General features: G+C 70.6%; 23 protein-coding genes, 2 tRNA genes and 1 other RNA gene. 14 read left to right on the top strand and 12 right to left on the bottom strand.

The genetic code is table 11. The annotated features are described in order from the left end of the window. Positions 1 to 33: 33 nt before the first annotated feature. The 6 genes from HHX37_RS00560 to upp form a co-directional block, all read right to left on the bottom strand. Positions 34 to 723, bottom strand: coding sequence for a FadR/GntR family transcriptional regulator (locus tag HHX37_RS00560; RefSeq protein WP_117408393.1), 690 nt, complete (start codon positions 721 to 723; stop codon positions 34 to 36). Positions 724 to 822: 99 nt separating this feature from the next. Continuing rightward, positions 823 to 2,100 (bottom strand): helix-turn-helix domain-containing protein, encoded by a 1,278-nt coding sequence (locus HHX37_RS00555; protein WP_259403891.1) that lies wholly within the window; start codon positions 2,098 to 2,100, stop codon positions 823 to 825. 181 nt (positions 2,101 to 2,281) lie between these two features. Then, positions 2,282 to 2,812, bottom strand: a complete 531-nt coding sequence (locus tag HHX37_RS00550) for a PH domain-containing protein (protein ID WP_117408391.1) — start codon at positions 2,810 to 2,812, stop codon at positions 2,282 to 2,284. Next, positions 2,809 to 2,985: a hypothetical protein gene (locus HHX37_RS00545; protein ID WP_165900791.1), complete on the bottom strand. Its 177-nt coding sequence runs from the start codon at positions 2,983 to 2,985 to the stop codon at positions 2,809 to 2,811. Before HHX37_RS00545 ends, HHX37_RS00550 begins: the two co-directional genes overlap by 4 nt. A 73-nt stretch (positions 2,986 to 3,058) precedes the next feature. Continuing rightward, positions 3,059 to 3,277 carry a hypothetical protein gene (locus HHX37_RS00540; RefSeq protein ID WP_117408390.1) on the bottom strand — a complete coding sequence of 73 codons (219 nt, stop codon included), beginning with the start codon at positions 3,275 to 3,277 and terminating at the stop codon, positions 3,059 to 3,061. Positions 3,278 to 3,404: 127 nt separating this feature from the next. Beyond that, complete coding sequence (gene upp / locus HHX37_RS00535; RefSeq protein ID WP_182882517.1) at positions 3,405 to 4,043, bottom strand: uracil phosphoribosyltransferase; 639 nt, start codon at positions 4,041 to 4,043, stop codon at positions 3,405 to 3,407. A 138-nt stretch (positions 4,044 to 4,181) separates the two neighbouring features. Here upp and HHX37_RS00530 point away from each other — a divergent pair, with 138 nt between their 5' ends. The 4 genes from HHX37_RS00530 (at position 4,182) to HHX37_RS00515 (ending at position 5,837) form a co-directional block, all read left to right on the top strand. Beyond that, a complete protein-coding gene (locus HHX37_RS00530) occupies positions 4,182 to 4,670 on the top strand; it encodes a tRNA adenosine deaminase-associated protein (RefSeq protein ID WP_117408420.1) in 489 nt (162 codons plus the stop codon). Between the two features lie 15 nt (positions 4,671 to 4,685). Next, positions 4,686 to 5,168: a tRNA adenosine deaminase-associated protein gene (locus HHX37_RS00525; RefSeq protein ID WP_117408388.1), complete on the top strand. Its 483-nt coding sequence runs from the start codon at positions 4,686 to 4,688 to the stop codon at positions 5,166 to 5,168. 32 nt (positions 5,169 to 5,200) lie between these two features. Then, positions 5,201 to 5,686, top strand: coding sequence for a nucleoside deaminase (locus HHX37_RS00520; RefSeq protein WP_182884635.1), 486 nt, complete (start codon positions 5,201 to 5,203; stop codon positions 5,684 to 5,686). Between the two features lie 63 nt (positions 5,687 to 5,749). Beyond that, a tRNA-Ser gene (locus HHX37_RS00515) sits at positions 5,750 to 5,837 on the top strand. A gap of 60 nt (positions 5,838 to 5,897) precedes the next feature. On the opposite strand, the gene HHX37_RS00510 is transcribed toward HHX37_RS00515, so the two are convergent. Then, positions 5,898 to 6,194 carry a type II toxin-antitoxin system VapB family antitoxin gene (locus tag HHX37_RS00510; protein WP_182873208.1) on the bottom strand — a complete coding sequence of 99 codons (297 nt, stop codon included), beginning with the start codon at positions 6,192 to 6,194 and terminating at the stop codon, positions 5,898 to 5,900. Between the two features lie 78 nt (positions 6,195 to 6,272). Continuing rightward, positions 6,273 to 7,133, bottom strand: coding sequence for a neutral zinc metallopeptidase (locus HHX37_RS00505; protein ID WP_182884142.1), 861 nt, complete (start codon positions 7,131 to 7,133; stop codon positions 6,273 to 6,275). A 119-nt stretch (positions 7,134 to 7,252) separates the two neighbouring features. Here HHX37_RS00505 and HHX37_RS00500 point away from each other — a divergent pair, with 119 nt between their 5' ends. Then, positions 7,253 to 8,791: a dolichyl-phosphate-mannose--protein mannosyltransferase gene (locus HHX37_RS00500; protein WP_310740219.1), complete on the top strand. Its 1,539-nt coding sequence runs from the start codon at positions 7,253 to 7,255 to the stop codon at positions 8,789 to 8,791. A gap of 7 nt (positions 8,792 to 8,798) precedes the next feature. Here the strand turns inward: HHX37_RS00500 and HHX37_RS00495 are convergent, their stop codons facing one another. The 3 genes from HHX37_RS00495 to HHX37_RS00485 form a co-directional block, all read right to left on the bottom strand. Next, a complete protein-coding gene (locus HHX37_RS00495) occupies positions 8,799 to 9,920 on the bottom strand; it encodes a lipase family protein (protein WP_182884141.1) in 1,122 nt (373 codons plus the stop codon). 148 nt (positions 9,921 to 10,068) lie between these two features. Further along, positions 10,069 to 10,971 carry an MBL fold metallo-hydrolase gene (locus HHX37_RS00490; protein ID WP_220502522.1) on the bottom strand — a complete coding sequence of 301 codons (903 nt, stop codon included), beginning with the start codon at positions 10,969 to 10,971 and terminating at the stop codon, positions 10,069 to 10,071. A 71-nt stretch (positions 10,972 to 11,042) separates the two neighbouring features. Continuing rightward, on the bottom strand, positions 11,043 to 11,240 hold the full coding sequence (locus HHX37_RS00485) for a hypothetical protein (RefSeq protein ID WP_182882514.1): 198 nt from the start codon (positions 11,238 to 11,240) through the stop codon (positions 11,043 to 11,045). Positions 11,241 to 11,446: 206 nt separating this feature from the next. Here HHX37_RS00485 and HHX37_RS00480 point away from each other — a divergent pair, with 206 nt between their 5' ends. Both HHX37_RS00480 and HHX37_RS00475 read left to right on the top strand, forming a co-directional pair. Further along, positions 11,447 to 12,277, top strand: a complete 831-nt coding sequence (locus HHX37_RS00480) for a PHP domain-containing protein (protein WP_182882590.1) — start codon at positions 11,447 to 11,449, stop codon at positions 12,275 to 12,277. Between the two features lie 527 nt (positions 12,278 to 12,804). Then, positions 12,805 to 12,945 (top strand): hypothetical protein, encoded by a 141-nt coding sequence (locus HHX37_RS00475; RefSeq protein ID WP_220502521.1) that lies wholly within the window; start codon positions 12,805 to 12,807, stop codon positions 12,943 to 12,945. Between the two features lie 68 nt (positions 12,946 to 13,013). Here the strand turns inward: HHX37_RS00475 and HHX37_RS00470 are convergent. Then, positions 13,014 to 13,099, bottom strand: a tRNA-Ser gene (locus HHX37_RS00470). A 97-nt stretch (positions 13,100 to 13,196) separates the two neighbouring features. Here HHX37_RS00470 and ffs point away from each other — a divergent pair. From ffs to HHX37_RS00435, 7 genes are all read left to right on the top strand, one after another. Next, an RNA gene (gene ffs / locus HHX37_RS00465) (signal recognition particle sRNA small type) lies at positions 13,197 to 13,292 on the top strand. A gap of 42 nt (positions 13,293 to 13,334) precedes the next feature. Next, positions 13,335 to 15,488: a DNA polymerase III subunit gamma and tau gene (locus tag HHX37_RS00460; protein WP_182884140.1), complete on the top strand. Its 2,154-nt coding sequence runs from the start codon at positions 13,335 to 13,337 to the stop codon at positions 15,486 to 15,488. A gap of 177 nt (positions 15,489 to 15,665) precedes the next feature. Continuing rightward, positions 15,666 to 16,019: a YbaB/EbfC family nucleoid-associated protein gene (locus tag HHX37_RS00455; protein ID WP_111697668.1), complete on the top strand. Its 354-nt coding sequence runs from the start codon at positions 15,666 to 15,668 to the stop codon at positions 16,017 to 16,019. A 3-nt stretch (positions 16,020 to 16,022) separates the two neighbouring features. Further along, on the top strand, positions 16,023 to 16,622 hold the full coding sequence (gene recR, locus HHX37_RS00450; RefSeq protein WP_111697604.1) for a recombination mediator RecR: 600 nt from the start codon (positions 16,023 to 16,025) through the stop codon (positions 16,620 to 16,622). Next, positions 16,615 to 17,145, top strand: coding sequence for a DUF5063 domain-containing protein (locus HHX37_RS00445; RefSeq protein ID WP_111697605.1), 531 nt, complete (start codon positions 16,615 to 16,617; stop codon positions 17,143 to 17,145). The genes recR and HHX37_RS00445 overlap by 8 nt, the downstream gene beginning before the upstream one ends. Before the next feature lie 119 nt (positions 17,146 to 17,264). Beyond that, complete coding sequence (locus HHX37_RS00440) at positions 17,265 to 18,539, top strand: aspartate kinase (RefSeq protein WP_182882511.1); 1,275 nt, start codon at positions 17,265 to 17,267, stop codon at positions 18,537 to 18,539. Further along, positions 18,536 to 19,603, top strand: coding sequence for an aspartate-semialdehyde dehydrogenase (locus HHX37_RS00435; RefSeq protein ID WP_111697607.1), 1,068 nt, complete (start codon positions 18,536 to 18,538; stop codon positions 19,601 to 19,603). Before HHX37_RS00440 ends, HHX37_RS00435 begins: the two co-directional genes overlap by 4 nt. Positions 19,604 to 19,648: the final 45 nt, after the last annotated feature.

The following is a 19,648-nucleotide window of genomic DNA, read 5'->3' as shown; positions in this document are numbered from 1 at the left end:
CTCGCGGTCCCGGTTCTGGGAGCCGGGGGCGGCTCAGGAGGTCAGCGTCGCCGACTCGGTGAGGGCGATGAGGATGTGCTCCATGCACGCGTGACCCGCCCGCTCCGCCGCGGTGGCGTCACCGGCGACGATCGCGCGGACGATGGCGTCGTGGGGGATGTAGTTCTGCTCCAGCGAGCCGCCGGCAGCGGCGATGCTCGCCCGGAGCGCCGCCGAGAAGTCGACGTACAGGTCGATCAGCACCGTGTTGTGCGTGGCTTCGACGACCGCGACGTGGAAGGCGAGGTCGGACTCGACGAACGCCTCCGCGTCGCCGTCCGCCCACGCCTTCTCCCGCGCGGCCAGCGCGGCCTCGATGGACGCGATGTCCTGGTCGGTGCGCCGCGTCGCGGCGAGCCGGGCCGCCTCGACCTCCAGGGCACGACGCACCTCGAGGATCTCCAGCTGCTCGGCCGCCCGCAGCCGCCGGGCCATCGCGCCCGAGAGCTCACTTGTGGCCCGAACATACGTGCCGTCGCCCTGGCGGCACTCCAGCAGCCCGGCGTGCGTCAGTGCCCGCACCGCTTCGCGGACGGTGTTCCGGCCGACTCCGAGATGCTCGGCGAGCACGGTCTCGGTGGGAATCTTGGCATGCATCTGCCAGGAGCCGGAGGTGATCTGCTCCTTGAGCTGGTCGATCACCTGGTCCACGAGAGACGCCCGCTGCGCCGTCCGCAGGCTCACAGTCAGCCTCCTTTGGGTAGCCAATCATCCGATGATGGAATGAGTGGTCGACCCTAATTATTCCAGAGCTTCCGGAACAAATCCGGAGCTCCAGGGAGGCTACCGAGCGAGCGCCGCCGCGGTGGTGGAGCCCGGTATGTTCACGCGGATCCCCACGGCTTCCAGGGCTCTACGATATGCCTCCGTCTGCTGGTTGAGAGCACCGGCCTGACCCCACAGGTCGCCGAGCGTCCGCCAGGCCCGGGCGGTGTCCCGGTCCGGCGTCTCGCCGCCCAGCAGGTCATGGGCCCGGGTGAGCGCGGGCGCCGGGTCTTCGGACCGTGCCAAAGCGATCTCGGCGAGCACCATGTTCGCGGTGGCCGCCGTGGTCCCCCGGGCGTCGCCCAGCCGAACCAGTGCCTCGTCGGCGAGTTCGAGTGCGGATTCCGTGTCTCCCGTCCGCAGCCGTACCGAACTCAGCACCACGAGACCCCTCGCGTGCTCCCGTCGCTCGGCCGGGAATCGGGCGAAAACCCCCACGGCGGACGCAGCCAGCTTGTTGGCTCGATCCAAATCCGCACCTTCGGGATCCGCCGCTGTGATCCGGGCCCAGTGCATCGCGATGCGGGCGCACCGGAGGGCGATCCGGGCCGGGCGGCCGGCCGCGAGGGCGTCCTCGGCGAGCTGCACGGCCAGCGCCGAGTCCTCGCCTTCGCCCGCCGTCACGCTCGCCTGCCACAACGCGAGGATCTCTCCGCTGCGGTCGGCGGCCTGCGGCAGTCCCGCGCTGTCCAGCACCCGCTCGACGTACGGCAGGCCGGTCTCGGCCTCCACGAGCGCCAGCGCGAGCTCGACGGCGAGGTCGCCCTCGATCACGCCGAGCCGGTCGACCTGGCCGAGCGCGTGGGCGCCGAGGTCGCGGGCGCGCAACCGGTCTCCGGCCCGCTGGTAGCAGCGGCACAGCGCGATGGTCAGCGGGAGGTCGGCGAGGCGCTCGGGATGCGCGGTGGCCTCACGGCGCAGCCGCTCGTACGCCTCGACGGCCCGGCCGACGCGGCCCTGGGCCTCCAGCGCCCGCGCCACGCCGAGCCGCGCGTGCGCGGCCAGCATCGCGTTGTCCTCGCCCGCCGCCTTGGCGATCTCGCCGAAGCGGTCGGCGGCCACGGCGGGGTCGCCGTGGTACAGCTCCAGCTCGGCGTGCCGGAGGCCGAGCTCGGTGTCGATGCGCTGCCGAGGCTCTATCCCGTGAAGCAGGAACTCGGTGGTGCAACCGAGACGCTCGGCGAGCAGCCGGGCGACGACCGGCGTTGGCGTCCGCTTTCCGGACTCGATGAGTGAGACATAACTGTCGGATAGGTCGGGTCCGGCCAACTGGGCCTGCGACATTCGCCTGCTCAACCGCAGTCCGCGGACGCGGTCACCGATGGTTCCCTGACTCGGCATCTGATCTCTCAGGGCGGGGGAAGGGTCAATAGTGTCGCCATAATGGCACGAAGCGACCGATTCGTGTAACCCTCCGTCAAGAATCACGACGGTGAAGGTTCGATCACGGTGTCGAGATAACGGACGGCCGAGGCCGTCAGTCGTCGTCCCCGTCCTTGCCGGGGAAGATCATCTGACAGACCTCTAGATACAGGGTCTCCGGATACGGGATGTGGGGGACGGTGCGGAAGGCCTGATCCTGGCCGGCCGACTCCAGTACGAACTCGCCGTAGCCGAGCATGCGGCCGAGGAGCGAGCGCTGGAAGCTCATGTCGGTGACCTTGCCCAGGGGCATCATCGCGACCTTGCGCGTGATGAGGCCGGTAGTGAGAAGCATGCGCTGGGAGGTGACGACGAAGTAGTCGACCGACCACTCCGCCACCTTCCATACGAAGCGGACGAGCAGCAGCAGCCAGGCCCACCAGACGATGGCCAGGGCCTGCGCGGCGCCGCCGTCGCTCAGGAACTTGCTGAGAACTCCGGCGAGGATGAGCCCTCCGAAGATCTCGGCGACGGGGCGCAGGAGCACGGCAGGGTGCCGCCGCACCATGATGACCTGTTGTTCGTGGGGGAGGAGGTAACGGTTGACCGACGACGGGGCGGAGTCCCCGTGGGTCACAAGTCTCATGTCAGGGAGGCGAAGAACTGCGCCATCGAGTCGGCCGCGTTGATCATTCCGTTGAGGGCTCCGTGGACCGTGTGGGCCGCGTCAGTCGGCCTCGTGAGCAAGTAGAAGGCCACCACGACAATGACCGTCCACTTGAGGATCTTCTTCCCCTGCACCGCCGTCACCACTCCCATGACCAATACATTACCCAGTCACCCCGTTTGGTAAAGCGGCGAACCGCGAACGGGATCAGTGATCGTGACGGTGTCAGCCCCGCCCCTCGGCGGCGGTCGCGAGCACCCGCAGGTGTTTGCGGGCGATCCGCTCCACGAGCCCGGCGGGCGCGTGGCCGATGACCTCGACGGCGCCGTGGTGGGCGGCCTGCACGCACCGGGTCACCGTCGCGGGGGGATGCACTCCCGCGAACTCGTCCCTGAGCAGGGCTTCGAGCTGCTCGTAGTGCTCGCCGCCCGGATGCTGGCTCAATCGCTCTCCCTGTGGCGCCCCGCTCGCGTGAGCGCGAGGTGACGTCGTCATCACACTGCGTACCCTAGCGGGAGCGGTGCGTAACCAGGGAGAGAAGGGCTGCGGAGCGTGCGGAAGGAGAGGGAAATCAGACCACGCCGTATAGGCGGTCGCCGGCGTCGCCGAGGCCGGGCACGATGTAGCCGTTCTCGTTGAGCCGCTCGTCGAGCGCGGCGGTCACCACCCTGATGGGCCGGTCGTCGCCCTGGAACGCCTCGTCCAGGTACGCGATGCCCTCGGGGGCGGCGAGCAGGCAGATCGCGGTGACGTCCCGCGCGCCGCGGGCGAACAGGAACTCGATCGCCGCGGCGAGCGTGCCGCCGGTCGCCAGCATCGGGTCCAGCACGTAGCACTGGCGCCCGGAGAGGTCCTCGGGCAACCGGGTGGCGTACGTCTGGGCCTTGAGCGTGGACTCGTCGCGGATCATCCCGAGGAAGCCGACCTCGGCGGTCGGCAGCAGCCGGGTCATCCCGTCGAGCATCCCCAGCCCGGCCCGCAGGATGGGCACGACGAGAGGCACGGGACGGGCGAGCCGTACGCCATGGGCGGGGGCGAGCGGCGTGGCGACGGTGACGTCGGTCACCCGCACGTCGCGGGTCGCCTCGTAGGCGAGGAGCGTGACCAGTTCGTCGGCCAGGCGGCGGAACGTCGGCGAGTCGGTCCGCACGTCGCGCAGCGTCGTGAGCTTGTGGGCGACGAGCGGGTGGTCGACGACGAGGGTCTGCATGGGAACAAAAGTTACCGTCTCCGGCCTCGTGCCTCGGCGCCGCCTGACTCTTTGATCACGATTTGGCGTGAGCACCGTACGGCGGGAGCCCGATTCTGCGACGATTCCGTGCGTGAGGACCGTGCGGTGGGGAAGACGATGACAGACGTGGACACTCTTGACTTCGCCATCGTTGTGTATCGGGAAGAGGACCGCTGGGAGGCCGAGATGCTTCCGGTGGCCCTCACCTCCGACCTGGACGGGCTCATTCACGCGCTGCGGCAGACGCCGAGCATGGGGACCACGATTGGCATGGTCGCCGTAGGGGATGACTTCTTCGTGGCGTTGCGGGTCTTCGGCGAGCAGGTCGACGTCTTCCTCTCGGATGTCACGGCCGCCTGGGAGTGGCCGCTGGCGCAGCAGGCCCTCGAGTACCTCGAGGTGCCGGTGCCCGAGGAGGAGGAGCTCGACAGCGTCCTTCCGGCCGGCGACCTGTCCATCTTCGCCGACCTCGGGCTCGACGAGATGGAGCTGGGCGCCCTGTCCGGCGACCTCGACCTGCTGCCCGACGAGGTGCTGTCGAGCATCGCCGCGCGGCTGGGCTTCTCCCAGCCCTTCGAACGCGCCGTCGACGCCGCCATCGGCTGACCTGGGGAGACGGCAATGCCCTCCAGATCCAACCTCTTCTCCGCCGGTTTCGCCCGCATCGACGGCCGCTGGGCCGGCGCCGAGGTCGACCTCGGCGAGGCCGAGATCGCCGACGACCTGGGCGACGCCCTGCAGGAGGCGCTCGGGCTCAACGGCGACGAGCTGGCCCTGCTCTGCGTGGAGGTCGAGGACGAGTGGTTCGCGATCATCCGCTATGAGGACGATCTCGATCCGCGCGTGTTCATCTCGGACGCGCACGCGGCGCAGCACGACCCGCTCGGGGAGATCTTCGCCGAGCTCGCCGGTGTGGTGGTGGACAAGGACACCCCCGATCTCGGCATCCGCCCGGTGGGCGACCTCGAACTGCTCGCCGACTTCTCGCTGAGCGCGGAGGAACTGCTGGAGCTCAGCATGGAGGAGGGCGTGCTGCCCGCCGACATCCTCTCGCTCATCGCCGAACGGCTCGGGTTCGCCGACGAGCTCGAACGCCTGCGGTGACCGGCTCGCCGCCGGGGCCGTACGAGGCCGCCATGCGGCTGGCGCTGGCGGAGGCCGTACGGGCGGGTGAGCGCGGGGAGGTGCCGGTCGGCGCCGTGCTGCTCGGTCCCGCGGCGGCCGGTGGTTCGGAGGCCGGTGGTTCAGAGGCCGGTGATCCGGAACTCGGTCGCGTGCTCGCGGCGGCGGGCAACGACCGCGAGGCGAGCGGGGACCCGACCGCGCACGCCGAGGTGCTCGCCCTCCGGGCCGCCGCGGCGGCCCGGGGCGACTGGCGGCTGACCGGCTGCACCCTGGTCGTCACGCTGGAGCCCTGCACGATGTGCGCCGGCGCCGCCGTCCTCGCCCGGGTCGACCGGGTCGTCTACGGCGCGGTGGACGAGAAGGCGGGCGCCGCCGGCTCCCTGTGGGACGTCCTGCGGGACCGCAGGCTCAACCACCGGCCCGAGGTCGTCATGGGCGTGCTGGCCGACGAGTGCGCGGCGGTGCTGAGCGGGTTCTTCTCCGGCCGCCGCGCCTGATCGCGGGGTGCGCGCCGGAAACGGGTGCGCGGGCAGTGGTGTTCGTCCGGTAAGCTGCTGCGCGGTGGAGTCGCCTAGTGGCCGAGGGCGCACGCCTCGAAAGCGTGTGTAGGGCAACCTACCGTGGGTTCAAATCCCACCTCCACCGCCACCAGAAAGAGCCGCTGACCTGCGATAAGGTCAGCGGCTCTTCTCGTATGCCGGTCCGGCGTCAGTCCTGCAGCTCCAGCACGCGGGCGTGCAGCACGGAGCGCTGGTGCAGCGCGGAGCGCAGCGCGCGGTGCAGGCCGTCCTCCAGGTACAGCTCACCCTGCCACTGCACCACGTGCGGGAACAGGTCGCCGTAGAAGGTCGAGTCCTTGCTGAGCAACGAGTGCAGGTCCAGCACCGCCTTCGTGGTGATCAGCGTGTCGAGCCGGACCTGCCGGGGCGGGATCCGGGCCCACTCTCGGGAGGACAGTCCGTGTTCCGGGTAGGGCCGTCCGTCGCCGACCAACTTAAAGATCACGCTATGTAGTTTAGGAGACGTGGCAAACGGCCGGTGTCCGGAGCCGCCGCACGCCGTCCGGCGGCCCTCACATCGGCCTCAGATGCTTCCGGAGAAGGTGTCGCAGCGTCCGGGGTCGCCCGAGCCATAGCCGTTCTTGAACCACTTGGTCCGCTGGGCCGACGTGCCGTGGGTGAACGCGTCCGGGTTGACCCGGCCCTGCGCCTGCTCCTGGATGTGGTCGTCGCCGACCGCCGCGGCGGCGTCGATCGCCTCCTTGATGTCGGCGTCGGTGAACTCCGATTCGTAGAAGCCCGTGCTCACCGCGTTCTTCGCCCAGACGCCCGCGTAGCAGTCCGCCTGCAGTTCGAGCCGTACGGAGCCGCTCTCCGCGCCCTGCTCCTGGCCGACCTTGTTCATCGTGCCGAGCAGGTCCTGCACGTGGTGGCCGTACTCGTGGGCGATCACGTACGCCTGCGCGAACGGGCCGCCCTTGGCCCCGAACCGTGACTGCAGTTCGTCGAAGAACGACAGGTCCAGATAGACGTGCTTGTCGTTCGGGCAGTAGAAGGGGCCGACGGAGGAGTCGGCCGCGCCGCACCCGGTCTGCACCCCGCCCGAGAACAGCGTGGTCTTCGCTTTGGTGTAGCCCTGGACCTGGTCGCCCCAGTACTTCTGGATGCTGTTGACCACGCCCACGACGCGGCACTTCTCCGACTGGTCGGCGTCGGCGCCGCTCTTGCACTGGGCGCTCAGGTCGCTGCTCGGCTGCACCCCGGTGGGCTCGTCTCCGCCGCCCGTGATGTTCCCGGGGTTGATGCCGAAGATCAGGGCCACGATGAGGGCGATGATGCCGGCGGCGCCGCCGCCGACGGCCAGGCCGCCGCCCCGGAATCCGCCACCTCCGCCGACGTCCTCGACCTGCGAGGTGTCGAGTTGCGCTCGATCATCGAAATCCATCTGCGACGCTCCCGATGGCGTTGCCGTCATTGCCGTCACTCATTGCCGCGTTGCTTGCCGGGCCTACTGCCCCGCATGTGAGTGATCATGCCTTACCCCGGGCGGGTTAGGATGCGCGCGTGCCTCGGAGCGCCGCACACCGGCTGGTGCCGCCGATGCCGGGCGGGCTCGGCTGGCTCGGCCCGCTGGCCGTGGCCGCGTTCGGGGGGTTCCTCCGGTTCGATCGTCTCGACGTCCCGCACGCCTTCGTCTTCGACGAGCTGTACTACGCCAAGGACGCCTACTCGCTGATCACGTACGGGGTCGAGCGGCAGTTCGCCGAAGGCGCGGAGCAGACGATCCTGCGCGGCGGCCGGGACGTCTTCCGCGCCTGCGCGCGGCCGGAGGACTGCGCCGCCTACGTCGCGCATCCCCCACTGGGCAAGTGGCTCATCGGCGCGGGGGAGTGGCTGTTCGGCCTGACGCCCTTCGGATGGCGCTTCGCCGCCGCGCTCGCCGGGACCCTGAGCGTGCTGGTCCTGGCGCGGGTCGCCCGCCGGATGACCCGTTCGACGCTGCTCGGCTGTCTCGCGGGCCTGCTGCTGGCGCTGGACGGCCTGCACCTCGTGCTGTCGCGGTCCGCGCTGCTCGACGTCTTCCTCATGTTCTGGGTGCTCGCGGGCTTCGCCTGCCTGGTCGCCGACCGAGACGCCGCCCGCGCCCGCCTGACGGAGTGGCACCGCGCCTCCGCCCTGGAGGAACCCGGACCCCGGCTCGGCCCCCGGCCCTGGCGGCTGGCCGCCGGGCTGTGCCTCGGGGCGGCGACGGCCACGAAGTGGACCGGCGTGCTCTTCGTCGTGGCGTTCGCGGTCATGGGGTTCGCCTGGGACCGCGGCGCGAGGCGGGCGGTCGGCCTGCGCCGCCCCGGACGGCAGGCGGTCCGCCTCGACCTGCCGCTCGTCCTCGCGTGGCTCTGCGCCGTCCCCGCCGTCACGTACGTCGCGTCGTTCGCGGGGTGGCTGGCCTCGGCCGGCGGCTACGGCCGCAACTGGGACCGCGCGAGCGCGAACGGCTGGGCCTACTTCGTCGTCGACTCGCTGCGGTCCCTGATCGACTACCAGAGCCAGGTGCTGGGCTTCCACCAGGGCCTGCGCGCCCACCACGACTACCAGTCGGACCCCTGGGGCTGGCCGCTGCTGGCACGCCCGGTCCTCTTCTACTACCGCTCGGCCACCGGCGCCTGCGGGGCGCGCTCCTGCAGCCAGGCGATCCTCGGGACCGGCACCCCGGTCGTCTGGTACGCCGGACTGCTCGCGCTGCTCGCGATGGTCGTGTGGCACCTGACGACGCGCGACTGGCGGGCGGGGGCCGCCGTGCTCGGCTACGCCGCGGGCTGGCTGCCGTGGTGCTACTTCGCGCTGGCCGACCAGCGCACGACGTTCCTGTTCTACCTGCTGCCCGCGCTGCCGTTCCTGGTCCTCGCGATCGTGCTCGCCTGCGGGCTCGTCCTCGGGCCGCCGGGCGCCTCGGCCGTGCGGCGCTCCACGGGCGCGGCGCTGGTGGGCGCGTTCGCCCTGCTGGCCCTGGCCGACTTCTGGTGGCTGTCCCCGGTCCTCACCGCGGTCCCCGTGCCGTACGACGCCTGGCTGAGCCGCATGCTGCTGCCCGGGTGGGTCTAGGCGGCTCCTACCGGCGGCGGAAGAGCCGGTCGGTCCACTCCCGCACCCGCGTGGCGATCGCCGGCAGCAGTGTGATGTGGTCGGCGCCCTCCACAGGAACGAACGTGACGTCGGTGCCCGCCCCGAGGAGCTGTCCGGCCGTGAGACGGCTGAGCGCGATCGGGACGACGTCGTCGGTGCCGTGGACGACGTAGACCGGCCGCGGATAGCGCGACACCGGGATCTCGTCGTCGGCCAGCGACCGGGCGAACACCGCGTTGGCTCCGGCCGGGTCCTTGAGCACGTCGCCGTTGGTGAGCCCGGCGACCGCCGCGACCATGTCGCCGATGCAGGCCCGCCCGGCCAGGTCGACCAGCTCCAGCCCCTTCGGGGTGAACCAGTCCGCCGCCCGGAAGCCGGGCGTCGTCAGCGGCATCGTCCGGCCGTTGTAGGGGACCGTGTGGTTGACGGGAAGCGCGGGGTCGTAGAAGGCGGGGTCCTTCGTCCACAGCCCCCACTGGGTGACCGGGGCCATCGCGATCGTGCCCCTGTGCCGCAGCGAAGGCGCGTACGAGGAGGTGAGGGCGGCGGCGAACAGGGCCGCGTGCCCGCCCATCGAGTAGCCGACCGACGCCCAGTCCCGCCCGACGGGAGCCACGCGCCGGGCGGCGCGGACGATGTCGATCACGTTGTACGCCTCGGACCTCCCGTCGATGCCCGGGCTGTCCCCGGGGGTGCCGAGCCCTTCGTAGTCGGTGACGGCCACGGCGTAGCCCGCGGCGAGCAGCGTCTCCTGCACCGCGCGCTCCCAGGGGCTCGGACCGGTGTGAGAGGGGGCGCAGGCGTCGGCGATGCCGCCGAAGCCGTGCCCGAAGCTCACCACCGGCCAGCCGCCCGCCGGAGGACGTCCGGACGGGACCGCCAGCGTCCCGCTGACCACGGCAGGACGTCCGTCGTGGCCGGTGGAGCGGTACCAGAGCAGCAGCGAGGTCCCCGCTCCGGCGAGCCGCAGCTCCTGCGCCAGCGGCTCGGTCCGCACCGGAGTGCCCACCCGCCCGTCCGCCGGTGGAGCGGCGGCCGCTGCCGCGGGTGCGGGCAGGGCGAGGGCGAACACCGCGGCGAGTGCCGCCGTCGTACGGGAGATCACCATGCGTTTTCCTGACTCGTCGGCCGGTCGTTGCGGGCTGCGGTGTCCGCGAATCCGGAATCTCCCGAGGGGCCAGGCCGTGTCAACCGCCGCGCCCGCCCTCCGGCGGCGGCCTGCCGAGACGTCACACCGGGGCTGAAATTTTCGCGGCTCAGCGGACGTGGACGATGAAATCGGGATAGACGTGGACGCCGGGCCGGCCCCCGATCTCGGTCACCGCGTGGCGGATCTCCCGCAGGTGCCCGGCCGTCATCTGCAGCGGCGGTTCGTCCGGCTGATAGGTGGTGCGGATCGGGTAGTCCTCGCCCGGCACGCCGGTCATCTCGATGTGGCAGCCGAGCACATGGGTGACGGGCCGGTCCGCGGCGAACCTCACCAGGCGGTCGATGGTCCGCCCGAACTCCGGCCAGTCCTCGACGTACAGTCGTCCGCGGTAGACCGTGTCGCCCGTCAGTAGCAGGCCCGTGGACCGGTCGTAGAAGGTCACCGCCGCCCTGTGGTGCCCGGGGCTCGCCAGCACGTCCAGGACGCGGCCGCCGAGATCGAGGGGAGCGGGCACGTCCAGGTCGTCGCCGAGCCCGAAGAACTCGCGCACGCGCTCCGGCGCGGGGTCCACGACCACCGTGTCCGGGCGGCCGGCGAACTGGCCGTCCCCGGCGATGTGGTCGCCGTGGCCGTGGGTGTGGGCGACGAGAAGCCCGTAGCGCTCGCGCGAGTGCTCGCCCAGCCAGTCCCGTACGAGGGCGTCCACCGTCCGGCGTAGCGGGAAGTACGCGGGCGACGCGGTCGCGCCGGTGTCGAGCAGGAGGGCCCGGTCGTTCCCGAACAGCAGGAACATGAACGGCGCCTCGTAGTTGATCGCCTTGTTCTGCCGCAGGATGACGGTGTGCTCGTCGTACCGGTGGACCTGGATGTCCGGATCGGTGTTGTGCTTGGCCGACTCGGACCCGTGGATCCAGCGGACGCCGAGGTCTCCCGGACGGGGAGAGCCGGAGAAGTCGATGAGGTCCATCCCGTCAACCAACCACCCGCCGGCGGAGGTCGTCCACGCCATGGCAGTTCCGTGGGAGTGGCAGATCGCGAAGCGGGGCCGGGCGGCCCGAAGGCGGCCCGGCCCCGCAGGAGTCACGCCGTCCTCAGCCGCCACCCTTCGAGGTTGGTCGGAGCGATGGTGTTCTGCGGGTACCAGCCCCACTCCTCGCACCGGTCGCCGGGTGAGGGCGTCCCGCTGCCGGTACGCCTCACCCGCCAGGCCTCGATGGCGTAGGACACGTTGTACCCCTCCACGCCGTATTCGGCGATCAGGCGGGTGTGCGGATCCATGCCTTGGGTTTCTGCGAGGACGCCCAGACTCCATGCGTCCCTTCCAAGTGATGTTGTCGGAGCGGACACGTATGACCTGTAGTCCGACATGTTGATGCGGACGGGTTCGGGTGGAGTCGTTCAGGTCGTGTTGTCGGTGAACTGATGATCGGCGTCTCTTCCCCTTCAAGCCACTTCCGCTGATCGTCCACTACGGTGCTTTTGTGATGGTGCCTGTAGACAGTCACGTGCACAGCGAGTGGTCCTGGGACGCCCCGAATGCCTCGATGGAGCGCGCCTGCGCACGGGCGGTGGAGCTCGGGCTCCCGGCGATCGCCTTCACCGAACACCTCGACCACACGTCGTTGAACATCGGTTCCGCGGATGATGCCCATCTGCTGTCGCTGAGCTCGCCGGAGGGGGTGTTGAGCCCTCCGGCGTTCGACGTGGACGGGTATCTGGACTCGATCGAGCGGTGCCGCGAGCGCTTCCCCGGGCTACGGATCCTGAGTGGGCTGGAGGTCGGGGAGCCGCACTGGCACGCCGAGGCCGTGGCGAAGGTACTCGCGGCCGGGCGGTTTGACAGGATCCTGGGCTCTCTGCACTGCCTGCCCGACGGCGACGGGTTCGCGGAACCGTGGGGGCTATACGACCACCGGGTTGCGGCCGAGGTCATTCGGGAGTACCTGGCCGAGGTTGCCGGACTGGTGTCGGGGAGCGATGTGTTCTCCGTGCTTGCCCACATCGACTACCCAGTGCGGTCCTGGCCTACGGAGGCTGGGCCTTTCGATCCGCTGACCTTCGAGGAGGAGTTCCGGCATGCGCTGCGGGCGACCGCCTCCTCTGGGCGGGCCCTGGAGATCAACACGAGGTTGCCGCTGTCACCGGTGATCCTGCGGTGGTGGCACCAGGAGGGTGGGTCGGCGGTCAGCTTCGGCAGCGACGCCCACGACCCATCGCTCGTCGGTCACAGGTTCCGGGAGGCGGCAGACATGGCAGAGGCGCATGGATTCCGCCCCAGGCAGGACCCGTACGATCTCTGGGCGCGTGTGGACTGACGGTAAGTTCCTGGAACCTAGGCACAGTCTCGGCCGCCGCGTGGCGTCGTCAGGTCTTATTGTCGGTGAACCGGCTGGGGTGCGTTGGCTTTGCCAGATCGCGCCGGCCGACAACTCAAGCTGAACACCGACACGAGCACCGACAACAACACGCGGACACCGACAGCTTCATCTGCAACCGACACCATGCGGAAGATGCGCGGACGAAACCGAGTGATCAGTGAGTCAAAGGCTGCTGTAACACTTTTGGGTTGATCATGATGGCCGTCATCGTGATCCCGACCGGGCCCTCAAGGTCCAGTACTTGCCCTTGCTCACACCGCCCCGCTCGGACCACACTCGTTCTCCGTTGAACAGAATGGTCAGCCCTTGTCCCCATCGGAGGACAAGTTCGCCAACTCCAAGTTGGCCCATGAGCCGCTTGGCCACGAGCAAGTCACCCCTGGCGTCACGACTGCCGGCGTAACCCTTCAGGGCTGACACTGCTCCTAATCCTGGGAGTCCCCGAACGGGCTGTGATGGCCATCATGGGGTGGTCGAGTACGGGCATGGCCCGCCGCTACCTGCACGTCACCGACACCATCCGGCACACCGTGGCGAACCAGGTTGACGGGCTGCTGTGGGAGTCCGCAGACGGCCCAGAGGAGGCCTCTCCAGAGGGCAACTGAGACCCTGGACGCGCGAAAGGCCCGGTTGGATGGACCGGGCCTTTCGCGTTCTGCTGCTCAACCAAGCGCGGAGGATAGGAGATTCGAACTCCTGAGGGGTTGCCCCCAACACGCTTTCCAAGCGTGCGCCCTAGGCCAACTAGGCGAATCCTCCGTCGGACAGCTTAGCTCACTTCGGGTGTGGTTTCGACGGTGATGGCGAGGTGTGGTCAAGCGTCCCGCGCACCCCCGCCTAGTGGCTAGACTGTCCAGCGGACCCCTCGCGCGGCGTCATCCTGTGAACCTCCCCAGGGCCGGAAGGCAGCAAGGATAAGCGGGCTCTGGCGGGTGTGCGAGGGGTCTCTCAGTTAGCGGGTACGCCGGCCGGGTCGACCCCCCGAGGAGGCGGCATGAGTCTTGCGCTGTACCGCAAGTACAGGCCCGGGACGTTCGCCGAGGTCAAGGGGCAGGAACACGTCACCGACCCGCTGCGCCAGGCGTTGCGCAGCGGCCGGATCCACCACGCCTATCTCTTCAGCGGTCCGCGCGGCTGCGGCAAGACCTCCAGCGCCCGCATCCTCGCCCGCTCCCTGAACTGCGAGAAGGGCCCGACGCCGGACCCCTGCGGGGAGTGCGAGTCCTGCGTGGCGCTGGCGCCCACCGGGCCCGGCCACCTCGACGTGATCGAGATCGACGCGGCCTCCCACGGCGGTGTGGACGACGCGCGTGACCTGCGCGAGCGGGCGTTCTTCGCCCCCGTCTCGGCGAGATACAAGATCTACATCATCGACGAGGCCCACATGGTCACCCGTGAGGGCTTCAACGCGCTGCTGAAGCTGGTGGAGGAGCCGCCGCCGCACCTCAAGTTCGTCTTCGCCACCACCGAGCCGGAGAAGGTCATCGGGACGATCAAGTCCCGCACCCACCACTACCCGTTCCGGCTGATGCCGCCCGCCACGCTGCGCCGGCTCATGGAGGAGATCCTCGAATCCGAGTCGGTGCCGTACGAGCCGGCCGCGTTACCGCTCGTCGTCCGGGCGGGCGCCGGGTCGGCCCGCGACACGCTGTCGATCCTCGACCAGCTTCTCGCGGGCGCGGACGAGGCCGGCATCACCTATCCGCGGGCCGTGTCCCTGCTCGGCTACACGGACGGCGACCTGCTGGACGAGGTGGTCGACGCGTTCGCCAAGAGGGACGGCGCGGCCGTGTTCCACGCGGTGCACCGGGTGATCGAGGGCGGCCACGACCCCCGCCGCTTCGCCACCGACCTGCTCGAACGCTTCCGCGACCTGGTGATCCTCTCGAACGTCCCCGAGGCCGCGGGCAGCGGCCTGCTCGACCGGCCGGCCGACGAGCTGGAGCGCCTCCAGGCGCAGGCGGCGTCCATGGGTCCCGCCGAGCTGACCCGGGCGGCGGAGGTCTTCAACGCCGGGCTGACCGAGATGCGCGGCGCCACCTCTCCCCGCCTGCTGCTGGAACTCGTGTGCGCCCGCGTGCTGCTCCCGGGGGCCGACCAGGGCGAGGCGGCGCTGCTGACCCGGCTCGAACGGCTGGAGCGCGGCGTCGTGGCCGGGACACACGCCGTCGCCGCCGCCCCGCCACCGGCCGCGCCTCCTACGGCACCGTCGGCGGCCCCATCAGCCGCGCCGCCAGCCGTGCCTCCTGCGGCGCCGCCGGCGGAGAGCGCGCCGGCTCCGGCCGCGCGGCCCCCGGCGAGGACCGGCGACGCCGACGACTGGCCCACGCCCGTACGGCCCGGCGCCGGGGCCGCTCCGCCGCCCGCGCAGGCCCAGGCGCCCGCGACGGGCGTCGGCCAGGGAGTGGTTCAGAGCGGCGGGCCGGTGCACCAGGCCTGGCCGCGGGTGCTGGAGGCGATCAGGAACCGGCAGAAGGTGGCCTGGATCATCCTCAACGCCCAGGGCAGGCTGCTCGGCGTCGAGGGCAACGTGGTGACCATCGGCTTCGAGAAGCCGGGCGACGTGCAGGGCTTCCTCAAGGGCAAGCGCGACGAGCTGGTGGCCGCCGCCCTCGGCGAGGTGCTCGGCGGCGTCTGGCGCGTCGAGGTGGTCGTCGGCGGCTCGGGCCCGGGCCCGTCCGGCTCCGCCGCGCGCGGCCCGTCCGGCCCCCCCGCACCCGCGGCGCCGCCCGCGCCGGTCGCGCCGACAGGGTCGTCACCGGCCACGGTGCCCACTTCACCCGGCGTGCCTGCCGCGTCCACGCCGTCACCGCCGGCGTCCGCCGCACCGGCCGCTCCGCCCGCCGTGAGCAACGGGGCGGGAAGCGGTGGAGCGGGTCCCAGCGGGACGACCGACGAGACCTGGCCGGACGCGCCGTCGGACGACTTCGACAGCCCGTCGCCCGGCCCGCCGTCGGGAGCGTCGTCCGCGTTCGCCACCGCGCGGCCGGCCGGGCGGCCCGCCGCGCCGGCGGGATCACGCCAGGCCTGGCCGGAGACGGTTCCGGGCCGTGGCGACGCGGGCGCGGACGTGAGCGAGCTGACCGGCATGGCCCTGATCCAGCGCGAGCTCGGCGGCCGGATCATCGAGGAGATCGACCACTCCTGAACGCCTCACCCGCGCGGGAGACGGACGCCGCATGGACGGAGACTGGTGGGGTAACCGGTGTCCGTCCGCCGACCACCCCGGGTGGAACACGCGTACCGGCTCCGGTGCGGAAACGGGGACGGACGCCGTAGGCTCGTCGCGACGAACACGTCGCTGGACGCTGAGGAGCGCACCATCGTGAATCCAGGAGATGTCAATCTCCAGCAGTTGCTGGAGCAGGCTCAGCTGATGCAGCAGCAGCTCGTCACCGCGCAGCAGGAGCTCAGCGACGCCGAGGTCGACGGGACCGCCGGCGGCGGGCTCGTCCGCGCCACCGTGAACGGCAGCGGCGAGCTGCTGGAACTCGAGATCAGCCCGGTCGCCATCGACACGAGCGACCCGGAGGAGACCGCGCAGACGATCGCGGACCTGGTCCTCGCCGCCGTGCGGGACGCCGTACGCGCCGCGGCCGAGCTGCAGCAGGAGAAGCTGGGCCCGCTCGCGCAGGGTCTGGGGGGCGGTTTCGGCGGCGGTCAGCTGCCGGGGTTCTAGAGCATGTACGAAGGGGTCGTCCAGAATCTGATCGACGAGCTCGGGCTGCTGCCCGGCGTCGGTCCCAAGAGCGCGCAGCGGATCGCGTTCCACCTCCTCGCCGCCGACCCGGCCGACGTCAAGCGGCTGGCGCACGCGCTGCTGGAGGTCAAGGAGAAGGTGCGTTTCTGCCGGGTTTGCGGCAACGTCGCAGCGGAAGAGGAATGCCGCATCTGCCGCGACCAGCGGCGTGACCCGCAGGTGATCTGCGTGGTCGAGGAACCGAAGGACGTGGTGGCGATCGAGAGGACCCGCGAGTTCCGCGGCCGCTACCACGTGCTCGGAGGAGCGATCAGCCCGATCGACGGTGTCGGGCCGGACGACCTGAAGATTCGCGAGTTGATGGTCCGGCTGGCCGACGGCCAGATCACCGAGCTGATCCTCGCTACCGACCCGAACCTCGAAGGTGAGGCGACGGCCACCTATCTGGCCCGGCTCGTCAAGCCTCTGGGGCTGAAGGTGACCCGACTTGCCAGCGGCCTGCCTGTGGGCGGTGATCTCGAGTACGCCGACGAGGTCACCTTGGGCCGCGCTTTCGAAGGACGGAGGCTGCTGGATGTCTGACGAGTGGAACGACCTGGCCGCACGCGTCGCCGGACACGCGCAGAACTACATCGACGGCCTGACCCGCCTGGCCGGCGGCGAGGGCGGCGACGCGACGCTGCCGCTGCTTCTGGTGGAGGTGGCCCAGGTCAGCCTCGCGGGCACCCAGCTGGGGGCCGCGCAGGACGTGATCCTGCAGGGGAACGTCGAGCCCGTGCTGAGCGAGGACCCCGACATCGATCCCCTCCGCACGGCGCTGGCCGCCCGGCTCGGGCCGGTGGACGACTACGCCGAGGTCTTCGACCCCTACAAGGACGACGCGGTCACGCCGTACCGGCTGTCCGACGACCTCGCGGCGGTGGCGGCCGACCTCATCCACGGGCTGCGGCACTACGGCGCGGGCCGTCCCCTTGAGGCGCTGTGGTGGTGGCAGTTCTCCTACTTCAACACCTGGGGTAACCACGCCGGCGCGGCGCTGCGGGCCCTGCAGTCGCTCGTCGCCCACGCCCGCCTCGACGTGGTCGAAGAGGGCACCACCGTCTGATCGCGGTCTGATCGCCGTCTGAGCGTGGGCTGACCGTCCACATACTGGTCGCGTACGGTGGGCGTTTGGGACGCACAAGTACACTGTGAGCTCCACGTCCTGATTCGTTGGAGATTCCAGTGGCGCTCGTTGTGCAAAAGTACGGTGGTTCCTCCGTAGCCGACGCGTCCTGCATCAAGCGGGTCGCCCAGCGGATCGTGGCGACGAAAAAAGCGGGCAACGACGTCGTGGTGGTGGTCTCCGCGATGGGCGACACCACCGACGAGCTGCTCGACCTGGCCCGGCAGGTGTCGCCGCTGCCGCCCGGCCGCGAGCTCGACATGCTGCTCACCTCGGGTGAGCGGATCTCGATGGCGCTGCTCGCGATGGCGATCGCCAACCTCGGCCACGAGGCGCGCAGCTTCACCGGTTCGCAGGCGGGCGTGATCACCGACTCGACGCACGGCAAGGCGCGCATCATCGACGTCACGCCGAGCCGAATCAGGGAGGCGGTCGACGCCGGTCAGATCGCGATCGTGGCCGGGTTCCAGGGCGTCTCCCAGGACAGCAAGGACATCACGACGCTGGGCCGGGGCGGCTCCGACACCACGGCCGTCGCTCTCGCGGCGGCGCTCGGCGCGGACGTCTGCGAGATCTACACCGACGTGGACGGCATCTACACCGCCGATCCCCGCATCGTCCGCTCGGCACGGCAGATTCCGCGGATCTCCTACGACGAGGCCATGGAGATGGCGGCGTGCGGGGCGAAGATCCTGCACCTGCGCTGCGTGGAGTACGCCCGCAGGTTCGGCCTGCCCATCCACGTCAGAAGCTCGTTCAGCACGAGGGAAGGCACCTGGGTCGTCTCCGACCCCAACAGCGAAGGGACCGAAGTGGAGCAGCCCATCATCTCCGGGGTCGCGCACGACCGGAGCGAGGCCAAGATCACTGTGGTCGGGGTGCCCGACAAGGTCGGCGAGGCCGCCGCCATCTTCCGCACGCTGGCGGACGCGGAGATCAACATCGACATGATCGTGCAGAACGTGTCGGCCGCCGCGACCGGGCGTACGGACATCTCCTTCACGCTGCCGGTGAACGACAGCCAGACGGCCCTCACCGCGCTGAAGAAGATCCAGAGCCAGGTCGCGTTCGAGTCGCTGCTGTACGACGACCAGATCGGCAAGGTGTCGCTCGTCGGCGCGGGCATGCGCTCGCACCCCGGCGTCACCGCCACGTTCTTCGGCGCGCTGGCCGACGCCGGAGTGAACATCGAGATGATCTCGACCTCGGAGATCCGAATCTCCGTCGTCGTGGGGCAGAACGAGGTGGACACCGCGGTCGCCGCCGCCCACCGCGCGTTCGACCTCGACTCCGACCAGGTCGAGGCCGTTGTGTATGGAGGTACCGGACGATGAGCCGCAAGCCCGTTTTGGCCGTCGTCGGCGCGACCGGCGCCGTCGGCACGGTCATGCTCGACATCCTGACCAACCGCCGCGACCTGTCCGACGCGTACGGCGAGATCCGGCTCATCGCCTCTCCGCGTTCGGCGGGCAAGGTGCTGAGCGTGCGCGGCGAGGACGTCGTGGTCCAGGCGTTGTCGCCGGAGGCCTTCGACGGCGTCGACATCGCGATGTTCGACGTGCCGGACGAGGTGTCCGCCGAGTGGGCGCCGATCGCCGCCGAGCGCGGCGCGGTGGCCGTGGACAACTCCGGCGCCTTCCGGATGGACCCGGACGTGCCGCTCGTGGTGCCCGAGTGCAACCCCGAGCAGGCCCGCAACCGGCCCAAGGGGATCATCTCCAACCCCAACTGCACGACGCTGTCGATGATGGCCGCGATGGGCGCGCTGCACCGCGAGTACCGCCTGCGTGAGCTGGTCGTCGCCTCCTACCAGGCCGTCTCCGGCGCCGGGGTGGCCGGCCCCGAGCGGTTGTACGCCGAGATCGAGGCCGTCGCGGGCGACCGGACGATGGGCACGGCCGCCGGTGACGTGCGCAAGACCGTGCCCGACCTGGCCGACTCGCCGTTCCCCGCTCCGCTGGCGCTCAACGTGGTGCCGCTGGCGGGCTCGATCAGGGGCGGCGGCTGGACGTCGGAGGAGCTGAAGGTCCGCAACGAGTCCCGCAAGATCCTCGGCATCCCGGACCTGCGGGTCTCCGCGACCTGCGTGCGCGTCCCCGTGGTGACCACCCACTCGCTCGCCGTCCACGCGACGTTCGAGCGGGAGGTGACCGTCGAGGGCGCCCGGGAGATCCTGGACGCGGCGCCGACCGTCGTGGTGCTCGACGACCCGGCCAACGGCGTGTTCCCCACGCCGGCGGACGTCGTGGGCACCGACCCGACCTACGTCGGCCGGATCCGCCAAGCGCTCGACTTCCCCAACACGCTCGACCTGTTCGTCTGCGGCGACAACCTCCGCAAGGGCGCCGCGCTGAACACCGCCGAGATCGCCGCGCTCGTCGCCACCGAGTTCGCCTGAGTCCTGCTGAGTTCTCCTGACCCCCGCTCCCTGCCCGGCCGCGCC

Source organism: Microbispora sp. H10885 (genome assembly GCF_014161415.1).
In the GTDB taxonomy this organism is placed as follows: domain Bacteria; phylum Actinomycetota; class Actinomycetes; order Streptosporangiales; family Streptosporangiaceae; genus Microbispora; species Microbispora triticiradicis.
The sequence above is the reverse complement of the archived record's forward strand: the minus strand, read 5'-3'. Positions and strand labels throughout refer to the sequence as shown.